Raw genomic sequence first — 17,379 nt, 5'->3', positions numbered from 1 at the left:
CACGGCCCCGCATCACGTGCTCGTGACGCCAGACTAATACGCGTATGGGCGGCGCTAGAAGCGTGCGGTCGGCTGAGGCACTCGGACACCCGCGCGTCTGACGCCTCGGGACAGCCGCTCGAGCTCATCGCTGTTGTCGATGGATTTGATTTGCGCGGCGCGAGCAGGTCCAAGTTCTTCCTCGACCTGCACGGTCACACCCCCGGCCACGAACCCACCAGCTCGGCCGACGCCCTCGCCGATCTGCTTCGCGCCGACGGCCTCGACCCCCACCAGCTTCCCGACGGGGTGCAGGCAGCTCGGCTCTCTGGCGGGACCGGATGAACGGCAAGCGCGCCCTGCTCGTGCTCGATAACGTGAGGTCGACGGCACAGGTACTCCCGCTGCTGCCCGGCTCCAACAGCGCGTTGGTGCTCATCACCTCCCGGGTCCGCTTGGCCGATCTGCGCGACGCTACCCACCTCAACCTGGAACTCCTACCCTCGAACGACGCGGCGGCGATGTTCCTACGGCTGGTCCCCCGCGCTGAAGCCGAACCCGACGCGGTCGCGGAACTGGTCGAGGTATGCGGGTACCTGCCACTGGCAATCGCCATCACCGCGAGCCGGTTCACCACCCGGCCCAGGTGGACCATGGCAGACCTGCTCGCCGAGCTTCACTCCAGCGGGTGGGTGCTAACCGTCAAAGGAGAGGACGCCACCGTGCGGGCGGCGTTCGAGCTGTCCTACCGCCACCTGCGACCCGAACGGCAGCGGTTCTTCCGGCTCCTCGGCCTGCACCCGGGCGTCGACATCGACACCTACGCCTCGGCCCGCCCTGACCGACGCCACCCCCTCGACCGGGCCGCCGAACACCTCGACGAGCTTTACAGCGATCACCTCCTCGACGAAACCGAGCCCCGCCGCTACCGGATGCACGACCTCATCCGCGCCTTCACTCACACCCTCGCCACCACGACCGACTCGCCCGAGGTACGTGATGAGGCCGTGGAGCGGCTGCTGGACTACTACCAACACACGGCCAGCCGAGCCGACCGCCTGATCGCCCGCTACGCCCACCCCGCGACCACAACGGTGGTGGCGCCGGCGGCCCGCGCCCGACCTGGCCGGTTGGGACTCCGCCGCTCATTGGCTACGTATCGAACGGGCGAACCTACTCGCCTGCTTGCACCACACCACGGCCCGCACGCAGCACCACCGCGTGGTCGGGCTCACCGCCGGTCTCGCCAATCTGCTACGCAACGAGAGCCGTCCGATCAGTTGGTGCGGCGACCTGTCAGGCCCGCTGACCTGTCAGAACCTGTCACGACCTGACAGGCCGCGCGACGTGCGCCGTCCCGTCGGGAGGTCGGGCCTGTGGCATGGCGTGGCAGAATCGCTGTGTGACCCTTCGCGCCCGAGTCGAAATCAATGAGAACCTAACCTATGGCGACCTCTTCGACTTCGTGGACATCGTCCGAGACAGCGACGTCTCGCCGGACACTTTGGTGAAGCAGATCCGCGCCGATCACCATGGCGAAGATCTCGGCTTGGAGGCGTTCGAGGCGGACGTGACCCTGCCGCAGGTCCGGTCGGTTGTCCTGCACGGCTACGAAGTACGCCAGCTCCTCGGAACGCTGGAAGAGATCATTGACAGCGAAGGTGACGCCCGGTCGGCTCTCAGCACCCTCACCCGGCTGCGCAAGCGGCTCATCGGCCTCGATGACTGATCATCGAAGGTCGTTCGATCGGCTGCGCGCCAGGAGGCTCAGCTACGCCATGGTTACGTAGCCACCGGCGCGACAAAATCTGCCGCCGCCGGGACGGGCTGCTCGGCGTTGGCCACTTCTGGACGATCTCTCAGGCCAATGTTGACTGGCGACATCCGAACCGACCCGACAGAAGCGGTCGACGCTCGCTGGTACACCCGAGGCGAACTACAGGACCTCGCCGACCGCACCATCACCTACGCGGGAGGAGCTCCTGGCGGGACATACAGCGGCCCGATCCGGACGACGAGATCCGGCTCAGCCGCGCGGACCGGAGCAGGTCATTGGGTGGACGCCTTGCTTGACTAGCCACTTTCACCGACCTCCGCCCATCTTGCGCGCCACCAGCGTAGACCGCGCGCGGCGTGGCCGTCACGCTCGGACAGGGGAGTTTGGGACGCGTCTGCCGGCAGGGTGACCGTACGGTTGTGCAGGTCGCGAGTGTTTACTATGCGCTGTCGACAAGGACGTGTGCGGGCTCTGCCAACCGTCCCGCAGCTCCCTGGCAATCTGGTTGGCGTGGTTGACCTTCACGGTCAGCATGTCCGGCGTCTGCACCCCGACCGGGCCGAGTGCCCCGGCGGTCGGCAGCGGGTCGGCCACCGGCACCGAGCCTGGACCGCACCGGTGGCGGCAGAAGATCCGGGCTTGGTGGCGGTCGCCGGGCATGGATCTTCGCGACGACCCGCTACCGAACGACATCGGCGCGACGAACAGCCACGCCAGCCTCGGGCTCCGGCCGGCCCGCGCAGGTAGCGTCCTTCCGATGTACGGATTTCGGACTGTCGCACAGACTCGGAAGCAGCGTCGCCCAGCGAAAATGCCACCGGAGCCATGGCGCGCTAGATTAGGCGACGCAACACTCGTTGCCGTCCGGGTCGGCCATCGTGACCCAGGTGTGCGGGCCTTGCCGACCGTCCCACAGCTTCCCGGCTCCCCGGGCGATCAATTTGGCGACGACCTGATCGCGGTCGTCGTTGCGTCGGTCACCTACCGGCAATCGTTACCCGGGCGACGGGGTTGTAAGCAACGCCGCTAATGTAGCACCGGACGGCGATCGTTCGTGTGCGCACAACCCGACTTGATATGGTCGTTGTCCACGTAGACGATCCGTGCGTCGGACGCGATGCCCTGGGCGACCTCGTGGGTGTTCTGCATGGTGGGCAGGCCGGTGCCGATGTCCAGGAACTGCCGGACGCCCGCCTCGGCGGCCAGGTACCGCACGGCCTGGATGAGGAACCGGCGCGACTGCTGCGCCATCACCACGATCTCCGGATAGACCTCGGCCACGGCGTCGCCGGCCGCGCGGTCGGACTGGAAGTTGTCCTTGCCGCCCATCCAGTAGTTCCAGATCCGTGCGGCGTGCGGCACCTCCGGCTGAAGCTTCGCGGCGAGTTCGGCATCCGGGCTGGCCATGCCGGCTCCTATCAGCGGGGTCGTCGGGTAGGGCCTAGATCCGCGTATCGTACTGAAGCCACGTCCACTCCCGACGACCCGCCTCCGGTTTGTCGACACCTGGCAGGCTTGCGCCATGGGGAGTCTCGTCGGGCAGTTGCCCGCGCTCGTGGGCGTGCTGGTCGGCACGATCGGCACGATCGTCGCCACCTCGCTGGCGGACCGGTCGCGGTGGCGACGGAGCCAGACGGTGCGCTGGGACGAGCGGCGGCTGGACGCGTACGCCGAGTTCGCGCGGGCGCTCAAGGAGGTGCACACCATCGCCAGCCGGCTGATCGGCGGCTACCTCGACCGGGACGAGGAACTCGCCGCGCTGGCGGAGGCCGACTTCCGGCACACGCTCGCCTGGGAAAACGTGCTGCTGCTCGGCGACGGGCCCACGGTGACCGCGGGTCGGGCCTGGCGGGACGTGGTCTGGGAGATCGAGCGCCTCGCCCGCAACGGATCGGATCGGACCGAGCTGCCCGGTCTGCTGCACCGGGCCAACGAGGCACGGGACGGGTTCTACGGTGCGGCCCGAGGCGGACTGGGCGTCGGCGGTGGGTCGGTGGCCCAGGCCGCGCTGCTGGTGGGCCGGCTCACCAGCAGACGTGACCCGCACGCCGGCGTCGCTGCCGAACGTTGACCGGGCGACCGGCTCAGGCCGGTTGGGCGGGCTGGTCGAGGATGGCGCTGAAGCGTTCCTCGGCCAGGTCGAGCTGCTCCAGGATGTGCTGCTTCACCGGCTCGGACAGCGGGGTGTCGGCGCGGGTCACGAGGTCCCGGTAGACCGGGACCAACGGCCGGTACTTGCGGGCCGACGACTCGACCTTCGGCCCGACGGAGTGGATCACGCCGACGCCGTTGTCGGTGAAGTCGGAAATCTTGACGACCCGTGCCCACGGTTCCCGGTCGAGGCTGGTCGCGATGTGCTCGTGGTACTGCTCGTGGCGATCCCGACCGGGATCCCAGTGCGGGTTGGTGACCGCTGCGACCAGGCGTGCCACCCGGGAACCGAACCGGTCGGCGAGCACTGCCAGCGCCGCCGTCGTCGGATCGGTGGCCGTCCCGTCGCCGGCGGCCTGGTCGCTGGCAGCCGGCTTGGCGGGGGGACGGTCGTTGGCGAGTTCAACGGGGTGGTCCTCGACGGTGTCGTGGAGCAGGCCGGCGACGATCACGTCGACGTCGCCTACCTGATAGTGGTGCAGCATCCGGATCGCCACCCGGAGCAGATGGTTGAGGTAGGGCTCCCGGGATCGCCGGTCGTGGCGGTGCAGCCGGGCGGCCAGGTCGAGGGCATCGTCGAGGCGGCGCCGGCTGTCGGCGTCGAAGGGCTCGGTCTCCAGCCGGAACCGCTCCCGCAGGCCGGCCTCTCCGTGCATCTCGGTGATCGCGTGCATCGGCATGGTGGCCAGGTACGGCGGCAGCTCCATGCGTCTCTTATATCCGATCTCCCCCACCTCCCGCTGGACCCGCGACACCCGCTGCAACGAGGACGAGGCTTCCCCTGATCGCGGCAGTGTGGCTGCTCGACACGCCGTCGTGTGAACAGCCACACCGCCACGATGAGACGCGGTGCGCGCCATAGCAGATGGTGGCTGGTGACGGGGGTCGTCCACAGCGGGGTCGTTGTCCACAGAGTGGGGGCTTCGTCGTTGCGGGACCCTGGTGCTGGGCGGCACGGTCGATGGCGTGGATGCGGTGTTGGCGGACCTGGTAGAGCGCGGCCACGGGCTGGTGACCCGATCCATTGTCGAGCAGGTCGTGCCGGCGTGGATCCTGCAGCGGGCGTGCACCAACGGTGAACTGGTGCGGGTCCTGCCCGAGGTGTTCGCGGCGGCGCACCTTCTGAACGCTCCCATCGAGCGCGCGACCGGCCCGCCGCTCAGCCGGATCGGCCCGGCCCTCGGTCGCCGTGCGGTCTCCGCCTGGGTACGCGGGCGCGGCGCGCTCAGCCACCTCACTGCCCTCGACGTGTGGGGGCTGCGCCGACACCGTCGGTGGTGGTACGACAAGGGCTGCCGGTGACCACCATCGAGCGAGCCCTCGTCGACTCCTGGCCGATGCGTCCGTTGGCCGAGCAACGGACGCCAATGATCAGGGCGGTCAACGACCGGCTGACCACCCCTGGGCGGTTGCAAGCTGCGCTCGACGGAACGGCGCGGGTGACTGGCCGAGGAGCGCTGCGCACGCTGCTGACCCGGCTGGCCGAGGGCTGCCGCAGTCCGCTGGAGATCTGGGGGCACGAGCGAGTCTTCACTGGCCTTGGAATGCCGGCGTTCCAGCGGCAGGTCCGAGTCCAGCTCGGCCGGCGCACCGTCTACCTCGACCTCTACGCCGAGCCGGAACGCCTCAACATCGAACTTGACGGTGCCACCACCCACGGTGATCCACGACAGCGCGAGTTCGACCTGCGCCGGGATGCGCAACTGGCCGCCCTCGGCATCCTGGTCGTCCGTTTCGCCCATCGTCGGCTCGTGCGCGAGCCGGAGGCGGTACGCCGGGAAACCCTCGCCATCCTGGCCAGCCGCCGGCCCCCGTGATCCCAGGAACCACACACGTGTCGGTCGACGACGGATCTGGCTCTGCCCGTGTGCCGTCGCTACCGTCTCGCCATGGCGATCTCCGCGCGGCAGCGCGTCGCGGCCTTCTGGGATGCTCATATCGAGGCACGGCTGGAGGGTGACGACCACCTGCCACAGCAGCTTGAGGAGTGGTTTCACTCCTATGTGGGTGTCGGCCCCGGTGAGGTGACCCGTGCAGGTTTCCCGGAGCCGTACCATGCTGATCTTCTCGGTCTGGAATTCACGCCGCGAATGGTGGTGCTCGGGCTGAACCCCGGCGAGTCGCTGGCGCGGCCGGGCCGAGTGCGAGGGAGACCACCCTTCTCCGTGAAGCGCTCACTTCAGGGCTGATGGTGCGGTCGGCGGACACCCTTGCCTGATCGGTTGTTTCCCTCTGTGGCTCCGTTCGGTCACCATGTCCATTCGGATTGTTGTGGCCGGACCGGTGTTGCAGGGTGGAGGAGCGCGGGTGCGAATCGCTGGAACTGTGCCGTTGGACTCCGTGATGGACGAGTTGCGGACCAGGCGGAGGGTGTTCCACTCGGAGGCTGACTTCCAGCACGCCTTTGCCTGGGTGGTCCATCGGATCGACGCAGCCGTCTCAGTCCGCCTAGAGGTGCGGCAGGACAAGGCCGAGTACCTGGATCTACTCTGCTGCGGCCCGAAAGGACGCACCGCGATCGAGTTCAAGTACTTCACGGCCCGCTGGGCCGGCACCGACCCCGGCACGGACGAAGAGTTCCGGCTACGTGGCCATGCCGCCGCCGACCTGGCTCGGCGCAACTTCGTCTTCGACATCGCGAGGCTGGAGCGGTTCTGCCGCTCCGGCGATACGGGTACGAACGGCCTCGCGATCCTCCTGACCAACGACCGCGCTTTGTGGAATGCACCGCCGCCCAACCGGATCACACGGGACCAGGAGTTCCGTGTCCACGACGGCAGGCGGCTCACCGGCACCCTCCGGTGGGGGCGCGACGGCAGCCACCATCTGCCGAACCAACGCGACCTGACCGGTGACTACGTCCTCAGTTGGCGGGACTACACCGACCTACCCGGCAGCAGTGGCCGTTTTCGATGGCTGGGTGTGCCCGTCAACGATCTCGACGCACCGGCGGTGCTCACCCGGGCGCTACGGGCTGAGTCCGATGTTCGCGGATAAGGCGTCGCGCCTCGCCAGTGACCCGGCTGCGACCGCTCGCCGGATCGAGGGTCTCCGTCGCTACCTGACGGCGAACGTTCTCGCCGAGTCGGGTGCCTGCGTCTGCCGCAATCTCGACCGGTGCCGGCGCAGTGCCCTTCGCGACCGGGCCGGCGCGGCACGGCCGAGCGCGGCCTTCGCCGCCGGCCAGCTCTCCCACGTGGGTCGGCACTACGACCTGCGGCTCGGTGACCGTCCGCTGCGCATTCTGGTCATCGCGATGGAGACCGGCCGCCCCCGCGAGGGCGTGAGCTTGGACGAGCGGCACGCCGAGGTGATGACCTCCGCCGCAACAGCCTTCCCCTCCCGGAACCCGCACATGAGGGGCGTCGCCAGCGCGCTGCGGATCGCGGTGGGTCGAGATCCGGGTCCGGACCGAAACGGGGAACTGCTTCGCCTGCCCGGCCGGCTCCGGTCCGTGCACCTGTTCGACACCTACGCCATGGCGAACCTGCGCCTCTGCTCCGCCACGATGGCCGGCCGCGCGAAGTCGCTGGGGAATCCGACCATGAGCCGCAACTGTCTGCCGCACCTGTCAGCGACCGTACGGATCCTCGAACCGACGTTGTGCATCGTTCAGGGAGTCGAGGTCCACCGGACACTCACCTCGGTGATGAGTAACCGCTGTCGGCTCGGATCGCACCTCGAACGTGCACGGATCGCTGGAGTGGACACGCTGGTCGCCGCCTTCACCCACCCGTCGGCGATGCGCCTCACCGACCACTGGGGGCGACTAACCTCGGCGCCGTACCTGCACGGGACGGTCGTGCCGACGCTCCGCGCGGCCCACCAGCTTCACCGCGCCGGCTGACCTGGCGAGGGGAGCGGGGGCCGTGGTCGGGCAGAGGCCGGCGAGTTGGACCCTGGGGGATCGAGGATTTGCAGTCCGTTGCGGTGCCGCCCTCCTATTCCGGCTCGGTCAGGTCGATCCGCCAGGGGGCGACTGCCCACGGCACCCCGAATTCCGACGGCAGCGCGCCGTACGCGGCGGCCCGGCGCAGTTCCCCGTTCACGCCCCGCAACCGCAGCACCCGCCGCGGGCCGGTGCCGGCGGCGTCGACCAGCGCGCCGCCGAGCAGCGTCGGCTCGGGCGCCGCCTGTAGGGCGGTCAGCACGGCGGTGAACGGCGCGGAACGGGCCAGCGGCGCGATCAGCGGCAGGCGTGGATCGGCGCGGTGGGCGAGCAGGTTCTCCAGCAGCCCGCACCGGCCGGGCACCTCGCGGGCAGTCGCCTGGCCGGGCAGCAACAGCCGGTCGGTCGGGTACTCCAACACGGCCCGCCCGGCGCTGCCGGTGACGATCACCTCGCCGGGGACGAAGTCCTCCCCGGCGAGGGTCACCGCGGCCACGATCGGTGGGCCGTCGGATGTCCGTACCCGCAGCACGGCGGTGTCGTCGACCTCGATCGGCCGCACGCGGTACCGCTCCACCTCGACCGTCGCCGGCCGCACCGGGCCGTCGCCGACGGCCTCGGCGACCGCCAGGCACTGCATGACCGCATGAGCGAGGGGGTTGGCCAGCGCGCCGTCGAGCACCGGTCGACCGTCGACCTGGCGCCGCCCGGCCCAGGGCGCGCGGGCGTAGTAGGCGTCCGGTCGCTGCCACGCGGCGACCGTGGCGATACCGGTGACCGTGCCCAGCCGGCCCGCCCGCACCGCGTCGGTCAGCGTGGTCAGCGCGACCGAGCCGAGCGCCTGGAAGCCGACCTGTGCCACCCGGCCGGTGGCGGCCAGCGCCGCGGCCAGTTCCTCGTGCTCGGCGGTGCAGAGCACCGGTGGCTTCTCCAGCAGCACGTCGGCGCCGGCGGCCACCGCGTCCCGGGCGATCGGCAGGTGGGTGTGCGGTGGGGTGCAGATCACCACCACGTCCGGCGCGACCTCGGCGAGCATCATCCGGTGATCGGTGAACACCGGCACGCCGGCCGGCACCGGTGCCGCCGGCTCCGGCTCGATCGGCCGGGTGTCGACCAGCGCGACCAGCCGCACCCGACCGGCGCCGTGCAGCGGGCCGAGCACCCGCCGATGCCAGCGTCCGTGCCCGTTCGCGCCGACCAGCGCCACCCGCGGGACGGTCACGTCGCACCGGCCAGGGTGGCTGTCACGCCGTGGCGGTGCAGGTCGGTGAGCCAGGCGATCATGTCGGCGCGGACCTGGGCGTCGGCGGCCACCTCCGGCGGGACGATCTCGTCGAGGGCGAGCACCGCGTCGACGGCCCCGGCCGGGGTTCGCGGCGCGGCGGCCAGCGCCGCGCTGATCCGCCCGGCCAGGGGATCGTCCAGCGGCAGCGACCGGCCGTCGTCGGCGGCGCCCTGGGCGAACCGGATCCAGGCGGCGACGACCAGCGCGGCCCACCGGGCCGGGCGGCCCGCGGCGCGCAGGTCGGCGACGGTGTGCAGGATCCGTTGCGGCAGCTTCTGTGATCCGTCCATCGCCACCTGTAAGGTCCGGTGGCGGATCGCCGGGTTGCCGAAGCGTTCCAGCACCTGCTCGCCGTAGCCGATCACGTCGACGCCGTCGGGTGGGGCGAAGCTGGCCGCCACGTCCTCGGCGATCAGCCGGCGCAGCACGGTGCCCAGGTGCGGCAGCGCGAGCGCCGCCGCGATGGTCTCGCAGCCGGCCAGGGCGCCGAGGTACGCGGCGGCCGAGTGCACGCCGTTGAGGGCGCGTAACTTCAGCCGCTCCCACGGACCCGCGTCCGCGCAGAGCACCGCCCCGGCCCGATCCCAGGCGGGCCGTCCGGCGGGGAAGTCGTCCTCGATGACCCACTGGCTGTACGGCTCGGCCGCCACCGCCGCCAGATCCGTGACGCCGAGTGCCTGGTGGGCCGCCGCCAGGGTCTCCGGGGTACTGGCCGGGACGATCCGGTCCACCATGGTGCCGGGGAAGCCGACCTGCGTGGCGACCCAGTCGACCGCTGGCTGCGGCGCGCCCGCGTACGACAGGGACTGGGTGACCAGGCCCCGCAGCCGCCGGCCGTTGGCGGGCAGGTTGTCGCAGCTGACCAGGGCGATCGGCCCGGCGTCGGCGGCGGCTCGGGCCAACAGGCCGCGCACCAGCAGCCCCGGCACGGTGGCCGGCGGCCGGTCGGTGGTCAGGTCGGCGACCAGCTCCGAATCGGGGCGCAGCGTGCCGGCGGCCGGATCGAGCTGGTAGGCCTTCTCGGTGACGGTCAGGGTGACGACCCGGATCGCCGGGTCGGCCAGCAGCGCCACCACCGCCTGCGGATCGGCGGCGGCCAGCCGCACCCCGGCCAGTGCCCCGATCACCCGGGTCCGCCGGTCGGCAGGCCAGAGCGTGCTGACGCTGTACAGGTTGTCCTGCGCGGTCAGGGTCCGCACCAGCTCGGCGTTGCGCGGGGCGACCCCGATGATGCCCCAGTCGCCGCCGGCCAGCCCGACCGCCTGCTCGGTGTAGACCGCCTGGTGGGCGCGGTGGAAGGCGCCGAGCCCGAGGTGCACCACACCGGCCGGCACAGTGCCCGGGCGGATAAGCGGACGGGCCTCGGCGGGCAACCGGCGCACCGCGCCCAGGTCGAGCCGGGACGCGCCCACCGTCACCGCCACGCCGGGCCGTCCGGGAAGCGGAAGGCGGCGATCGACTCCGGGTGCATGGTGGCGCTGTAGCCCGGTGCCGTCGGCAGCAGGTACCGCCCGTCGCGGGTGCGTACCGGGTCCACGAAGTGCTCGTGCAGGTGGTCGACGTACTCCACCATCCGTCCCTCCAGGCTGGTGCCCACCCGCAGGTAGTCGAAGATCGCCAGGTGCTGCACGTACTCGCAGAGGCCGACGCCGCCGGCGTGCGGGCAGATCGGCACCCCGAACTTCGCGGCCAGCAGGATCTCGGCGAGGACCTCGTCGACCCCGCCGACCCGGCAGGCGTCGATCTGCATCACGCCGATCGCCTCGGCCTGCAACAGCTGCTTGAAAATGACCTTGTTGGCGGCCACCTCGCCGGTGGCGACCCGGCACCGCCCGCCGGTCAGCTCGCCCAGCGCGCGGGCGATCCGGGCGTGGCCGAGGATGTCGTCGGCGTGCGTCGGCTCCTCGATCCAGTACGGGTCGACCTCGGCCAGCGCCGTCATGTTGGTGATCGCCTCGTCGACGTCCCACACCTGGTTGGCGTCCATCATCAGCAGTGCGTCCGGGCCGATCTCCGACCGGATGATCCGGGCCCGGCGCAGGTCGTCGGCGGGCGGGCCGCCGACCTTCATCTTCACCGCCCGCCACCCCTGGGCGTACGCGGCGCGGGTCAGCGTCCGCACCTTGTCGTCGGGATAGCCGAGCCATCCCACCGACGTGGTGTAGGACGGAAACCCGCTTCGCTCCAGCACCGCGAGTCTGTCGTCCCATCCGGTCGATCCCCTGTCGAGGATGGCGGCGGCCTCGTCGGCGGTGAGCGCGTCGGTGATGTGCCGGAAGTCGACGTTGGCCACCAGCTGGTCGGTGGGCAGCTCGGCCAGGTAGCGCCACATCGGCTTGCCGGCGAGCTTGGCCCGCAGGTCCCACACCGCGTTGACAAGCGCGCCGGTGGCCATGTGGATGACCCCCTTCTCCGGGCCCAGCCAGCGCAGCTGCACGTCGGCGACGAGCGAACGCCAGAACGCCACCGGCTCGGCGGCGATCTCCTCGACCGTACGACCCGCCACGTGGTGTCGCAGGGCGCGCACCGCCGCGCAGGTGATCTCGTTGCCGCGGCCGTTGGTGAAGGTGAACCCGGCGCCGGTCGGCCCGTCGTCGGTGCTCAGCTCCACATAGGTGGCCGAGTAGTCGCCGCGGTTGATCGCGTCGGAGCCGTCGCCGCTGGCGGCGGTGGGGAATCGCACGTCGTGCACGCTGACGTCGGTGATGGTGGTCATTGTTGCCTTCCGTTCGCGACTGCGGGGCTCCGCTGCGCTGCGCTCCTCGCGCTCACCGCGTCTCCCCGAACTTGAAGACCCGCTTCGGCAGCCGGTACGCCAGGTCGACGATGGTCTCGGCGGCCTCGTCCATCGGCAGCCGGTGCTCGGCGACCAGCCGGGCCAGGAAGCCGGCGTCGACGCGGCGCGCCACGTCGTGGCGGACCGGGATGGAGCAGAACGCCCGGGTGTCGTCGACGAACCCGGCGGTGTTGTAGAACCCGGCGGTCTCGGTGACCGCCTCGCGGAACCGGCGCAGCACCTCGGGGGAGTCCAGGAACCACCAGGGCGCGCCGAGCAGCAGCGCGGCGTATCCGCCCGCCAACGGCGCCAGCTCCCGGGTGAAGGTGTCCTCGTCGAGGGTGTAGAGCACCACCCGCAGCCGGGGGTCGTTGCCGTACGCGTCCAGCAGCGGGGCCAGCGCGTGCACGTACTCGGTGACCTGGGGGACGTCGCCGCCGATGTCGCGGCCGTGCCGCGCGTGCAGCCACCGGTTGTGGTTGCGGACCGCGCCGGGGTGCAGCTGCATGACCAGGCCGTCGTCGAGCGACATCCGGGCGAACTCCAGCAGCATGTGCGCCCGGAACGCCTCCGCGTCGCCCGGCTGCGCCGCGCCCCGCCGGGCCCGGTCGAAGAGTGTGGCGGCGTCGGCGCCGAGGTCGAGGGTGCGGGCCGTGGGGTGGCCGTGGTCGGAGGAGGTGGCCCCGGCGGCGATGAACGCGGCCCGGCGCCAGCGCAGGGCGGCCAGGTAACCGGCGTACCCGCCGGTGTCCTCCCCGGCGATCTCGCCGAGCCGGTCGACATTGGCCGACCAGCCCTCGAAGTCGAGATCCACCACATTGTCCGGACGGAACGTGGTGACCACCCGCCCGCCGGGACCGCCCCAGCCGTCGGCGGCGAGCTTCGCGTGCCGGCCCAGATCGTCCAGGGGCGACTCGGTGGTCGCCAGCACCTCGATGTTGAACCGTTCGAACAGCGCCCGGGGCCGGAAGTCGGGCTCGGCGAGCCTGGCCGCGAGGGCGTCGTACACCTCGTCGGCGGTGCCCGGGGTGAGCCGGGTGTGCACGCCGAAGACCTCGGTGAGGGTCTGCTCCAGCCACAACCGCGACGGGGTGCCCCGGAACAGGTGCCAGTGCTCGGCGAAACGCCGCCAGATCCGTCGCCCGTCGGTCTGCACCGGCGTGCCGTCCCGGGTGGGCACCCCCAGCTCGGCCGGGAGCACACCCTGACTGAACAGCATCCGGGTGACGTAGTGGTCGGGCACGATGAGCAGCTGGGACGGGTCGGGAAACGGTCGGTCCTCGGCCAACAGCGCCGGGTCGACATGCCCGTGCGGGGAGATGATGGGCAACCGCGCCACCAGCGCGTACAGCTCCCGGGCCAGCGCGCGTTGGCCCGGGTCGGCGGGGAGGAGCAGATCGGGTCGGGTCGAGGTGGGCACGGCGTGCGGCTCCTGTGGTCGAGGTCAGTCGAGGGTGAGCAGGTCGGCGACCCGCACGGGGGCGCCGGTGTCGAAGGATCGGTTGGCGGCCAGCCCGGTGAGCAGGGCCAGCGCGCCGTCGCGGGCGCTCGCCGCCCGGTGTAGCGGATCTGGCACGGCGCCGAGGAGCACCGCGGTCATCCGGGCGTCCGCCCCGCCGTGGCCGTGCCGGGTGTACCCGTCGACCTCGATGCGGCGCGGCGGCGTCCAGAAGGGGCGCAGGGTCAGCGTGGCGCCGCCACCCTCGGCCGCGGCCTCCGCTCCGTGCAGGGCGGCGCCCTTGAGCGCACCGGCCGCGGCCGGGCTGACGAACTCGCTCTCGGTGACCTCCAGCTCCAGCCGGCCCCGGCTGCCGTTGACCATCACCCGGTAACCCTCCCAGGGCGCGTACGCGGTGAGGTGGTAGGTCATGGTCGCGCCGGTGGAGTAGGTGGCCAGCACCGACATGTCGTCCTCGATGCTCACGCCGGGCGCGAAGACGTTGCGGTCACGGTGGTAGCCGTCCTCGTCCTCGGCGTCGAGGTACAGCTCACGCAACCGGGGGTGCTCGGCCAGCCGCAGCGCGAACGGGTCGTCGGCGGCGGCGGGGCAGCCGTGGGCGCGCTCGTAGTCGCGGGCGTAGCCGTGCCGGCGGCCGGCCTCGCCGTAGAAGAACAGCCGACCGGCGGCGTACACCCGCACGGGTGTCGCGTCCAGCCACCAGTTGACCAGGTCGAAGTGGTGGCTGGCCTTGTGCACCATCAGGCCGCCGGAGCTGGCCTTGTCGCGGTGCCAGCGGCGGAAGTAGTCGGCGCCGTGCCGCACGTCGAGCAGCCACTCGAAGTGCACCGAGCCGATCTCGCCGACCGCGCCCTGGGCGAGCAGCCGGCGCAGCTGCTCGTGCAGCGGGTTGTAGCGGTAGTTGAACGCCACCGTGACCCGCCGGCCGGTACGCCGTACCGCGTCGAGGATGCGCTGGCATCGCGGCGCGTCGGTGGTCATCGGCTTCTCGGTCACCACGTCGCAGCCGGCCTCCAGGGCGGCCACCACGTACTGGTCATGGGTGACGTCCACCGAGGTCACCAGCACGACGTCGACCCGCTCCTTGGCCAGCATCGCGGTGAAGTCGGCGGCGTGGTACGTCGGCACGGGCGGGTGGCCCAACTCGCCGAGCCACCGGTTGTGGGCGTCCATCCGGGCCTGGTTGACGTCGGCGAACGCGACCAGTTCGGCGGTGTCCGGGTGGCCGCGGACCAGCGCCCGGACGAACATCTCGGCGCGCGCGCCGGTGCCGACCACGGCGTACCGGATGCGCCTGCCGGGTTGCGGTGACACAGACCGACCCTCCTCGATCTTCGTGCAAACCTTTGCAATGAAGTAACCACGGTCGATCCGACGACGTCAACGCGAGGCCGAGAAACGGCGGTTTTTGAACCGCTATGGGGTTATTAGGACGCCCCATGAGAGTGGTGCCGCAACACATCTGTAACCATCCACCGTTGACACTGGAGCAACCGTTTGCATTAATTGGCGGCACCCGTGACCGCCGACACATCCATGAGGGAGGCCTGAATGCCGGTCACCATCCGGGACGTCGCGCGGGCCTCCGGCGTGCACATCTCCACCGTTTCCCGCACCTTCTCCGCGCCCCACCTGGTCAACCCGGAGACCCGGGTACGGGTGCTGGCGTGCGCCGAGGATCTGGGCTACCGGCCCAACCGGGCCGCCCGCGCACTCATCACCGGTCGCACCCACAACATCGGGCTGATCATCGCCGACATCGCCAACCCCTTCTTCCCGCCCCTGATCAAGGCGGCGGAGAGCCAGGCCCGCCACCGCGACTACCACGTCTTCGTCGCCGACACCGACGAGGACGCCGCCGCGGAGGAGGAACTGGTCCACGCCCTGGCCAAGCAGGTCGACGGGGTGCTGTTGTGCAGTCCCCGGATGAGCAACAGCCTGATCGAGCAGCTCAGCCGGGAGGTGCCGCTGGTGGTGGTCAATCGCCAGTTGGCCGGCCTGCCGTGCGTCCTGATGGACGTGGGGCAGGGCGCGCGTTCCGCCATCGAGCACCTCGCCGGGCTGGGCCATCGCGAGATCGCGCTACTCGGTGGCCCCCGCGGCTCCTGGACCAGCCGGGAGCTGCGGCGGGCCGCCAGCGCCGCCGCCCAGGCCGCCGGCGCCGACCTGACCGTGCTCGGCCCGAATCCGCCCACCGAGACCGGCGGTCTCGGCCAGGCGGAACACGTCCGCCGGGCCGGTGTCACCGCCGTGCTCGCCTACAACGACCTGATGGCGATCGGCCTCCTCGAAGGGCTCGACGCACTCGGGGTCAGGGTGCCGCAGGAGGTCAGTGTCGTCGGTGTCGACGACATCTCCCTGAGCCGGCTCACCCGCCCCAAGCTGACGACGGTGGCCACGCCGACCGCGGCCGCCGGCCGGACGGCCGTCGACATGTTGCTGCAACAGGACACCGCGCTTCCGCGCACCGGGCGTGGCAGCGGTGCCGCCGTGGCTGTCGGCGCCCGTCGTACCACCGCACAGGTAATGCTCCAGACCGAGTTGGTCATCCGCGACTCCACCGCGCCGGGCCCCTATGCCGGCCGGGAACGTCCCGGTGCCGCTGCCGCAGGCCCGGGTCCGCATCGCCGTGCGGACCCGGGCGGCCCGATCGTGGCCGCCGGTGACGTCGTCGCCTCCTAACGCCAAGGAGTGAGCGCACATGCACCCCGCAACGCACCCCACCGCCAGCGCGCCCGACGGGCGCACCTACCGTACCCCGCTGCTGCGCCGCCGACTGCTGCGCGGCCTGCTCGCCGCGGTCGTGGCCCTGCCGTTGGTCGGCGCCGCCGCGGCCTGCGGCGATGACGCCGCCTCGGACGGCAAGACCAAGATTTCCATCTTCTGGTGGGGCGGTGAGGCCCGGGCCCAGCTCACCGAGCAGGCGCTGGACCTCTACACCCAGAAGAACCCCGACGTCACCTTCGAGAAGACCTGGCAGGCCAACCAGGGCTACTTCGACAAGTTGGCCACCCTCACGGCCGGCGGCAACCCGCCGGACCTCTTCCAGATCGACGACAACTTCCTCGCCGAGTACGCGGCCCGCAACACCACCCTGGACCTGAAGCCGTACCAGGACGCCGGCGACCTGGACACCACGAAGTTCCCGCCCAGCCTGCTCCAGTACGGCGTGGTCGACGGCAAGCTCGCCGGCCTGGCCGCCGGTGAGAACACCCAGGGGCTGGTCTACAACAAGACCCTGCTGGACAAGAACGGGCTGCCCGAGCCGACCACCGGGATGAGCTGGGAGGAGCACATCGCCTGGGCCGAGCAGGTCAGCAAGAAGACCGGGGTCCCCGGTACGCAGGATCCCAGCGCCGACTACAAGGCGTTCTGGGTCTGGCTGCGCCAGCAGGGCAAGGATCTCTACACCGGCAGTGAGCTCGGCTTCACCGCCGAGGACGTGACCAGGTGGTTCGAGCTGTGGAAGGGCGCCCGGGACCGGGGCGCCACGCCGACCCCCGACGTCATCCACGAGGGCAACGCCACCGACATCACCAAGCAGCTCGTGGTGACCGGCAAGTCGGCGACCTCCTGGGTCTGGGTCAACCAGATGCCGGAGCTGAAGAAGAACACCGCCGACGAGCTGGGTGTCATCGCCTATCCGGGTGACCCCAGTGGCCAGTGGGCCCGCGCCTCCATGTACTGGTCGGTCTTCCGGGGCAGCAAGAACGCCGACGCCGCGGTCGACGTGATCAACTTCTTGGCCAACGACCCGGAGGCGGTAAAGCTGCTCGGCACCGACCGGGGCCTGCCGTCCAACCTGGACCTGCGCCGGGTGGTCAGCGACGACACCACCGACGAGGCGATGAAGCAGTCGATCGCGGTCGAGACCGAGCTGGCCGAGACGTTCGGCGAGTCACCCCAGGTGCCGATCAAGGGGCACAGCAAGGTCCGTGCCGAGCTGACCAAGGCCGGCGAGAACGCCCAGTACGGGCGGGCCACACCCGCCGAGGCCGCCGCCCAGTTCGTCGCGGCCTGCAAGGCGGCAATCGCCTCCTGACCCGCCGCAGCACCCGGAGAG

18 protein-coding genes and 1 pseudogene are annotated in these 17,379 nt (G+C 71.0%); 11 read left to right on the top strand and 8 right to left on the bottom strand.

The window, feature by feature from the left end; translation table 11 throughout:
* The first annotated feature begins 150 nt into the window (after positions 1 to 150).
* The 3 genes from KIF24_RS16700 to KIF24_RS16690 all read left to right on the top strand — a co-directional run bounded on the left by KIF24_RS16700 (position 151) and on the right by KIF24_RS16690 (position 1,708).
* On the top strand, positions 151 to 324 hold the full coding sequence (locus KIF24_RS16700; protein ID WP_221084832.1) for a hypothetical protein: 174 nt from the start codon (positions 151 to 153) through the stop codon (positions 322 to 324).
* Positions 321 to 1,313 (top strand): NB-ARC domain-containing protein, encoded by a 993-nt coding sequence (locus tag KIF24_RS16695; RefSeq protein WP_221084831.1) that lies wholly within the window; start codon positions 321 to 323, stop codon positions 1,311 to 1,313. Before KIF24_RS16700 ends, KIF24_RS16695 begins: the two co-directional genes overlap by 4 nt.
* Positions 1,314 to 1,381: 68 nt before the next feature.
* Complete coding sequence (locus KIF24_RS16690) at positions 1,382 to 1,708, top strand: hypothetical protein (RefSeq protein ID WP_221084830.1); 327 nt, start codon at positions 1,382 to 1,384, stop codon at positions 1,706 to 1,708.
* Positions 1,709 to 2,594: 886 nt separating this feature from the next.
* Here KIF24_RS16690 and KIF24_RS16685 read toward each other — a convergent pair.
* Complete coding sequence (locus tag KIF24_RS16685) at positions 2,595 to 2,747, bottom strand: VOC family protein (RefSeq protein WP_221084829.1); 153 nt, start codon at positions 2,745 to 2,747, stop codon at positions 2,595 to 2,597.
* An 89-nt stretch (positions 2,748 to 2,836) separates the two neighbouring features.
* Positions 2,837 to 3,163: pseudogene (locus KIF24_RS16680) on the bottom strand (SAM-dependent methyltransferase); the annotation flags it as partial.
* 115 nt (positions 3,164 to 3,278) lie between these two features.
* Between KIF24_RS16680 and KIF24_RS16675 the strand changes: the two are divergent.
* On the top strand, positions 3,279 to 3,827 hold the full coding sequence (locus tag KIF24_RS16675) for a hypothetical protein (RefSeq protein ID WP_221084828.1): 549 nt from the start codon (positions 3,279 to 3,281) through the stop codon (positions 3,825 to 3,827).
* Positions 3,828 to 3,840: 13 nt separating this feature from the next.
* Here the strand turns inward: KIF24_RS16675 and KIF24_RS16670 are convergent, their stop codons facing one another.
* On the bottom strand, positions 3,841 to 4,614 hold the full coding sequence (locus KIF24_RS16670; RefSeq protein ID WP_221084827.1) for an HD domain-containing protein: 774 nt from the start codon (positions 4,612 to 4,614) through the stop codon (positions 3,841 to 3,843).
* Between the two features lie 259 nt (positions 4,615 to 4,873).
* On the opposite strand from KIF24_RS16670, the gene KIF24_RS32985 reads away from it, so the two are divergent.
* From KIF24_RS32985 to KIF24_RS16650, 5 genes are all read left to right on the top strand, one after another.
* Positions 4,874 to 5,209 (top strand): hypothetical protein, encoded by a 336-nt coding sequence (locus tag KIF24_RS32985; protein WP_230415680.1) that lies wholly within the window; start codon positions 4,874 to 4,876, stop codon positions 5,207 to 5,209.
* Positions 5,206 to 5,724 (top strand): endonuclease domain-containing protein, encoded by a 519-nt coding sequence (locus KIF24_RS34555; RefSeq protein WP_331461162.1) that lies wholly within the window; start codon positions 5,206 to 5,208, stop codon positions 5,722 to 5,724. The genes KIF24_RS32985 and KIF24_RS34555 overlap by 4 nt, the downstream gene beginning before the upstream one ends.
* Before the next feature lie 72 nt (positions 5,725 to 5,796).
* Complete coding sequence (locus KIF24_RS16660) at positions 5,797 to 6,096, top strand: hypothetical protein (RefSeq protein ID WP_221084826.1); 300 nt, start codon at positions 5,797 to 5,799, stop codon at positions 6,094 to 6,096.
* 118 nt (positions 6,097 to 6,214) lie between these two features.
* Positions 6,215 to 6,904 (top strand): hypothetical protein, encoded by a 690-nt coding sequence (locus KIF24_RS16655; RefSeq protein WP_221084825.1) that lies wholly within the window; start codon positions 6,215 to 6,217, stop codon positions 6,902 to 6,904.
* Positions 6,891 to 7,754: a hypothetical protein gene (locus KIF24_RS16650; RefSeq protein WP_221084824.1), complete on the top strand. Its 864-nt coding sequence runs from the start codon at positions 6,891 to 6,893 to the stop codon at positions 7,752 to 7,754. The genes KIF24_RS16655 and KIF24_RS16650 overlap by 14 nt, the downstream gene beginning before the upstream one ends.
* A 94-nt stretch (positions 7,755 to 7,848) precedes the next feature.
* Here the strand turns inward: KIF24_RS16650 and KIF24_RS16645 are convergent, their stop codons facing one another.
* Genes KIF24_RS16645 through KIF24_RS16625 form a run of 5 tightly spaced genes read right to left on the bottom strand, consistent with a single transcriptional unit; the run spans position 7,849 to position 14,630 of the window.
* Complete coding sequence (locus KIF24_RS16645) at positions 7,849 to 9,018, bottom strand: Gfo/Idh/MocA family protein (RefSeq protein WP_221084823.1); 1,170 nt, start codon at positions 9,016 to 9,018, stop codon at positions 7,849 to 7,851.
* Positions 9,015 to 10,505: a mannitol dehydrogenase family protein gene (locus tag KIF24_RS16640; protein ID WP_221084822.1), complete on the bottom strand. Its 1,491-nt coding sequence runs from the start codon at positions 10,503 to 10,505 to the stop codon at positions 9,015 to 9,017. Before KIF24_RS16640 ends, KIF24_RS16645 begins: the two co-directional genes overlap by 4 nt.
* Entirely contained in the window at positions 10,496 to 11,797 is a 1,302-nt protein-coding gene (locus KIF24_RS16635) for an enolase C-terminal domain-like protein (RefSeq protein WP_221084821.1), read from the bottom strand. The genes KIF24_RS16640 and KIF24_RS16635 overlap by 10 nt, the downstream gene beginning before the upstream one ends.
* A 52-nt stretch (positions 11,798 to 11,849) precedes the next feature.
* Positions 11,850 to 13,277, bottom strand: coding sequence for a glucuronate isomerase (gene uxaC / locus KIF24_RS16630; RefSeq protein ID WP_221084820.1), 1,428 nt, complete (start codon positions 13,275 to 13,277; stop codon positions 11,850 to 11,852).
* Between the two features lie 24 nt (positions 13,278 to 13,301).
* On the bottom strand, positions 13,302 to 14,630 hold the full coding sequence (locus tag KIF24_RS16625) for a Gfo/Idh/MocA family protein (RefSeq protein ID WP_221084819.1): 1,329 nt from the start codon (positions 14,628 to 14,630) through the stop codon (positions 13,302 to 13,304).
* A gap of 237 nt (positions 14,631 to 14,867) precedes the next feature.
* Here KIF24_RS16625 and KIF24_RS16620 point away from each other — a divergent pair, with 237 nt between their 5' ends.
* Positions 14,868 to 15,998 (top strand): LacI family DNA-binding transcriptional regulator, encoded by a 1,131-nt coding sequence (locus tag KIF24_RS16620; RefSeq protein WP_221084818.1) that lies wholly within the window; start codon positions 14,868 to 14,870, stop codon positions 15,996 to 15,998.
* 19 nt (positions 15,999 to 16,017) lie between these two features.
* Entirely contained in the window at positions 16,018 to 17,358 is a 1,341-nt protein-coding gene (locus KIF24_RS16615; RefSeq protein WP_221084817.1) for an ABC transporter substrate-binding protein, read from the top strand.
* The last annotated feature ends 21 nt before the right edge of the window (positions 17,359 to 17,379 follow it).

It is taken from the genome of Micromonospora tarapacensis (genome assembly GCF_019697375.1).
In the GTDB taxonomy this organism is placed as follows: Bacteria; Actinomycetota; Actinomycetes; order Mycobacteriales; family Micromonosporaceae; genus Micromonospora; species Micromonospora tarapacensis.
This window is presented reverse-complemented; position numbering and strand designations above follow the sequence as displayed.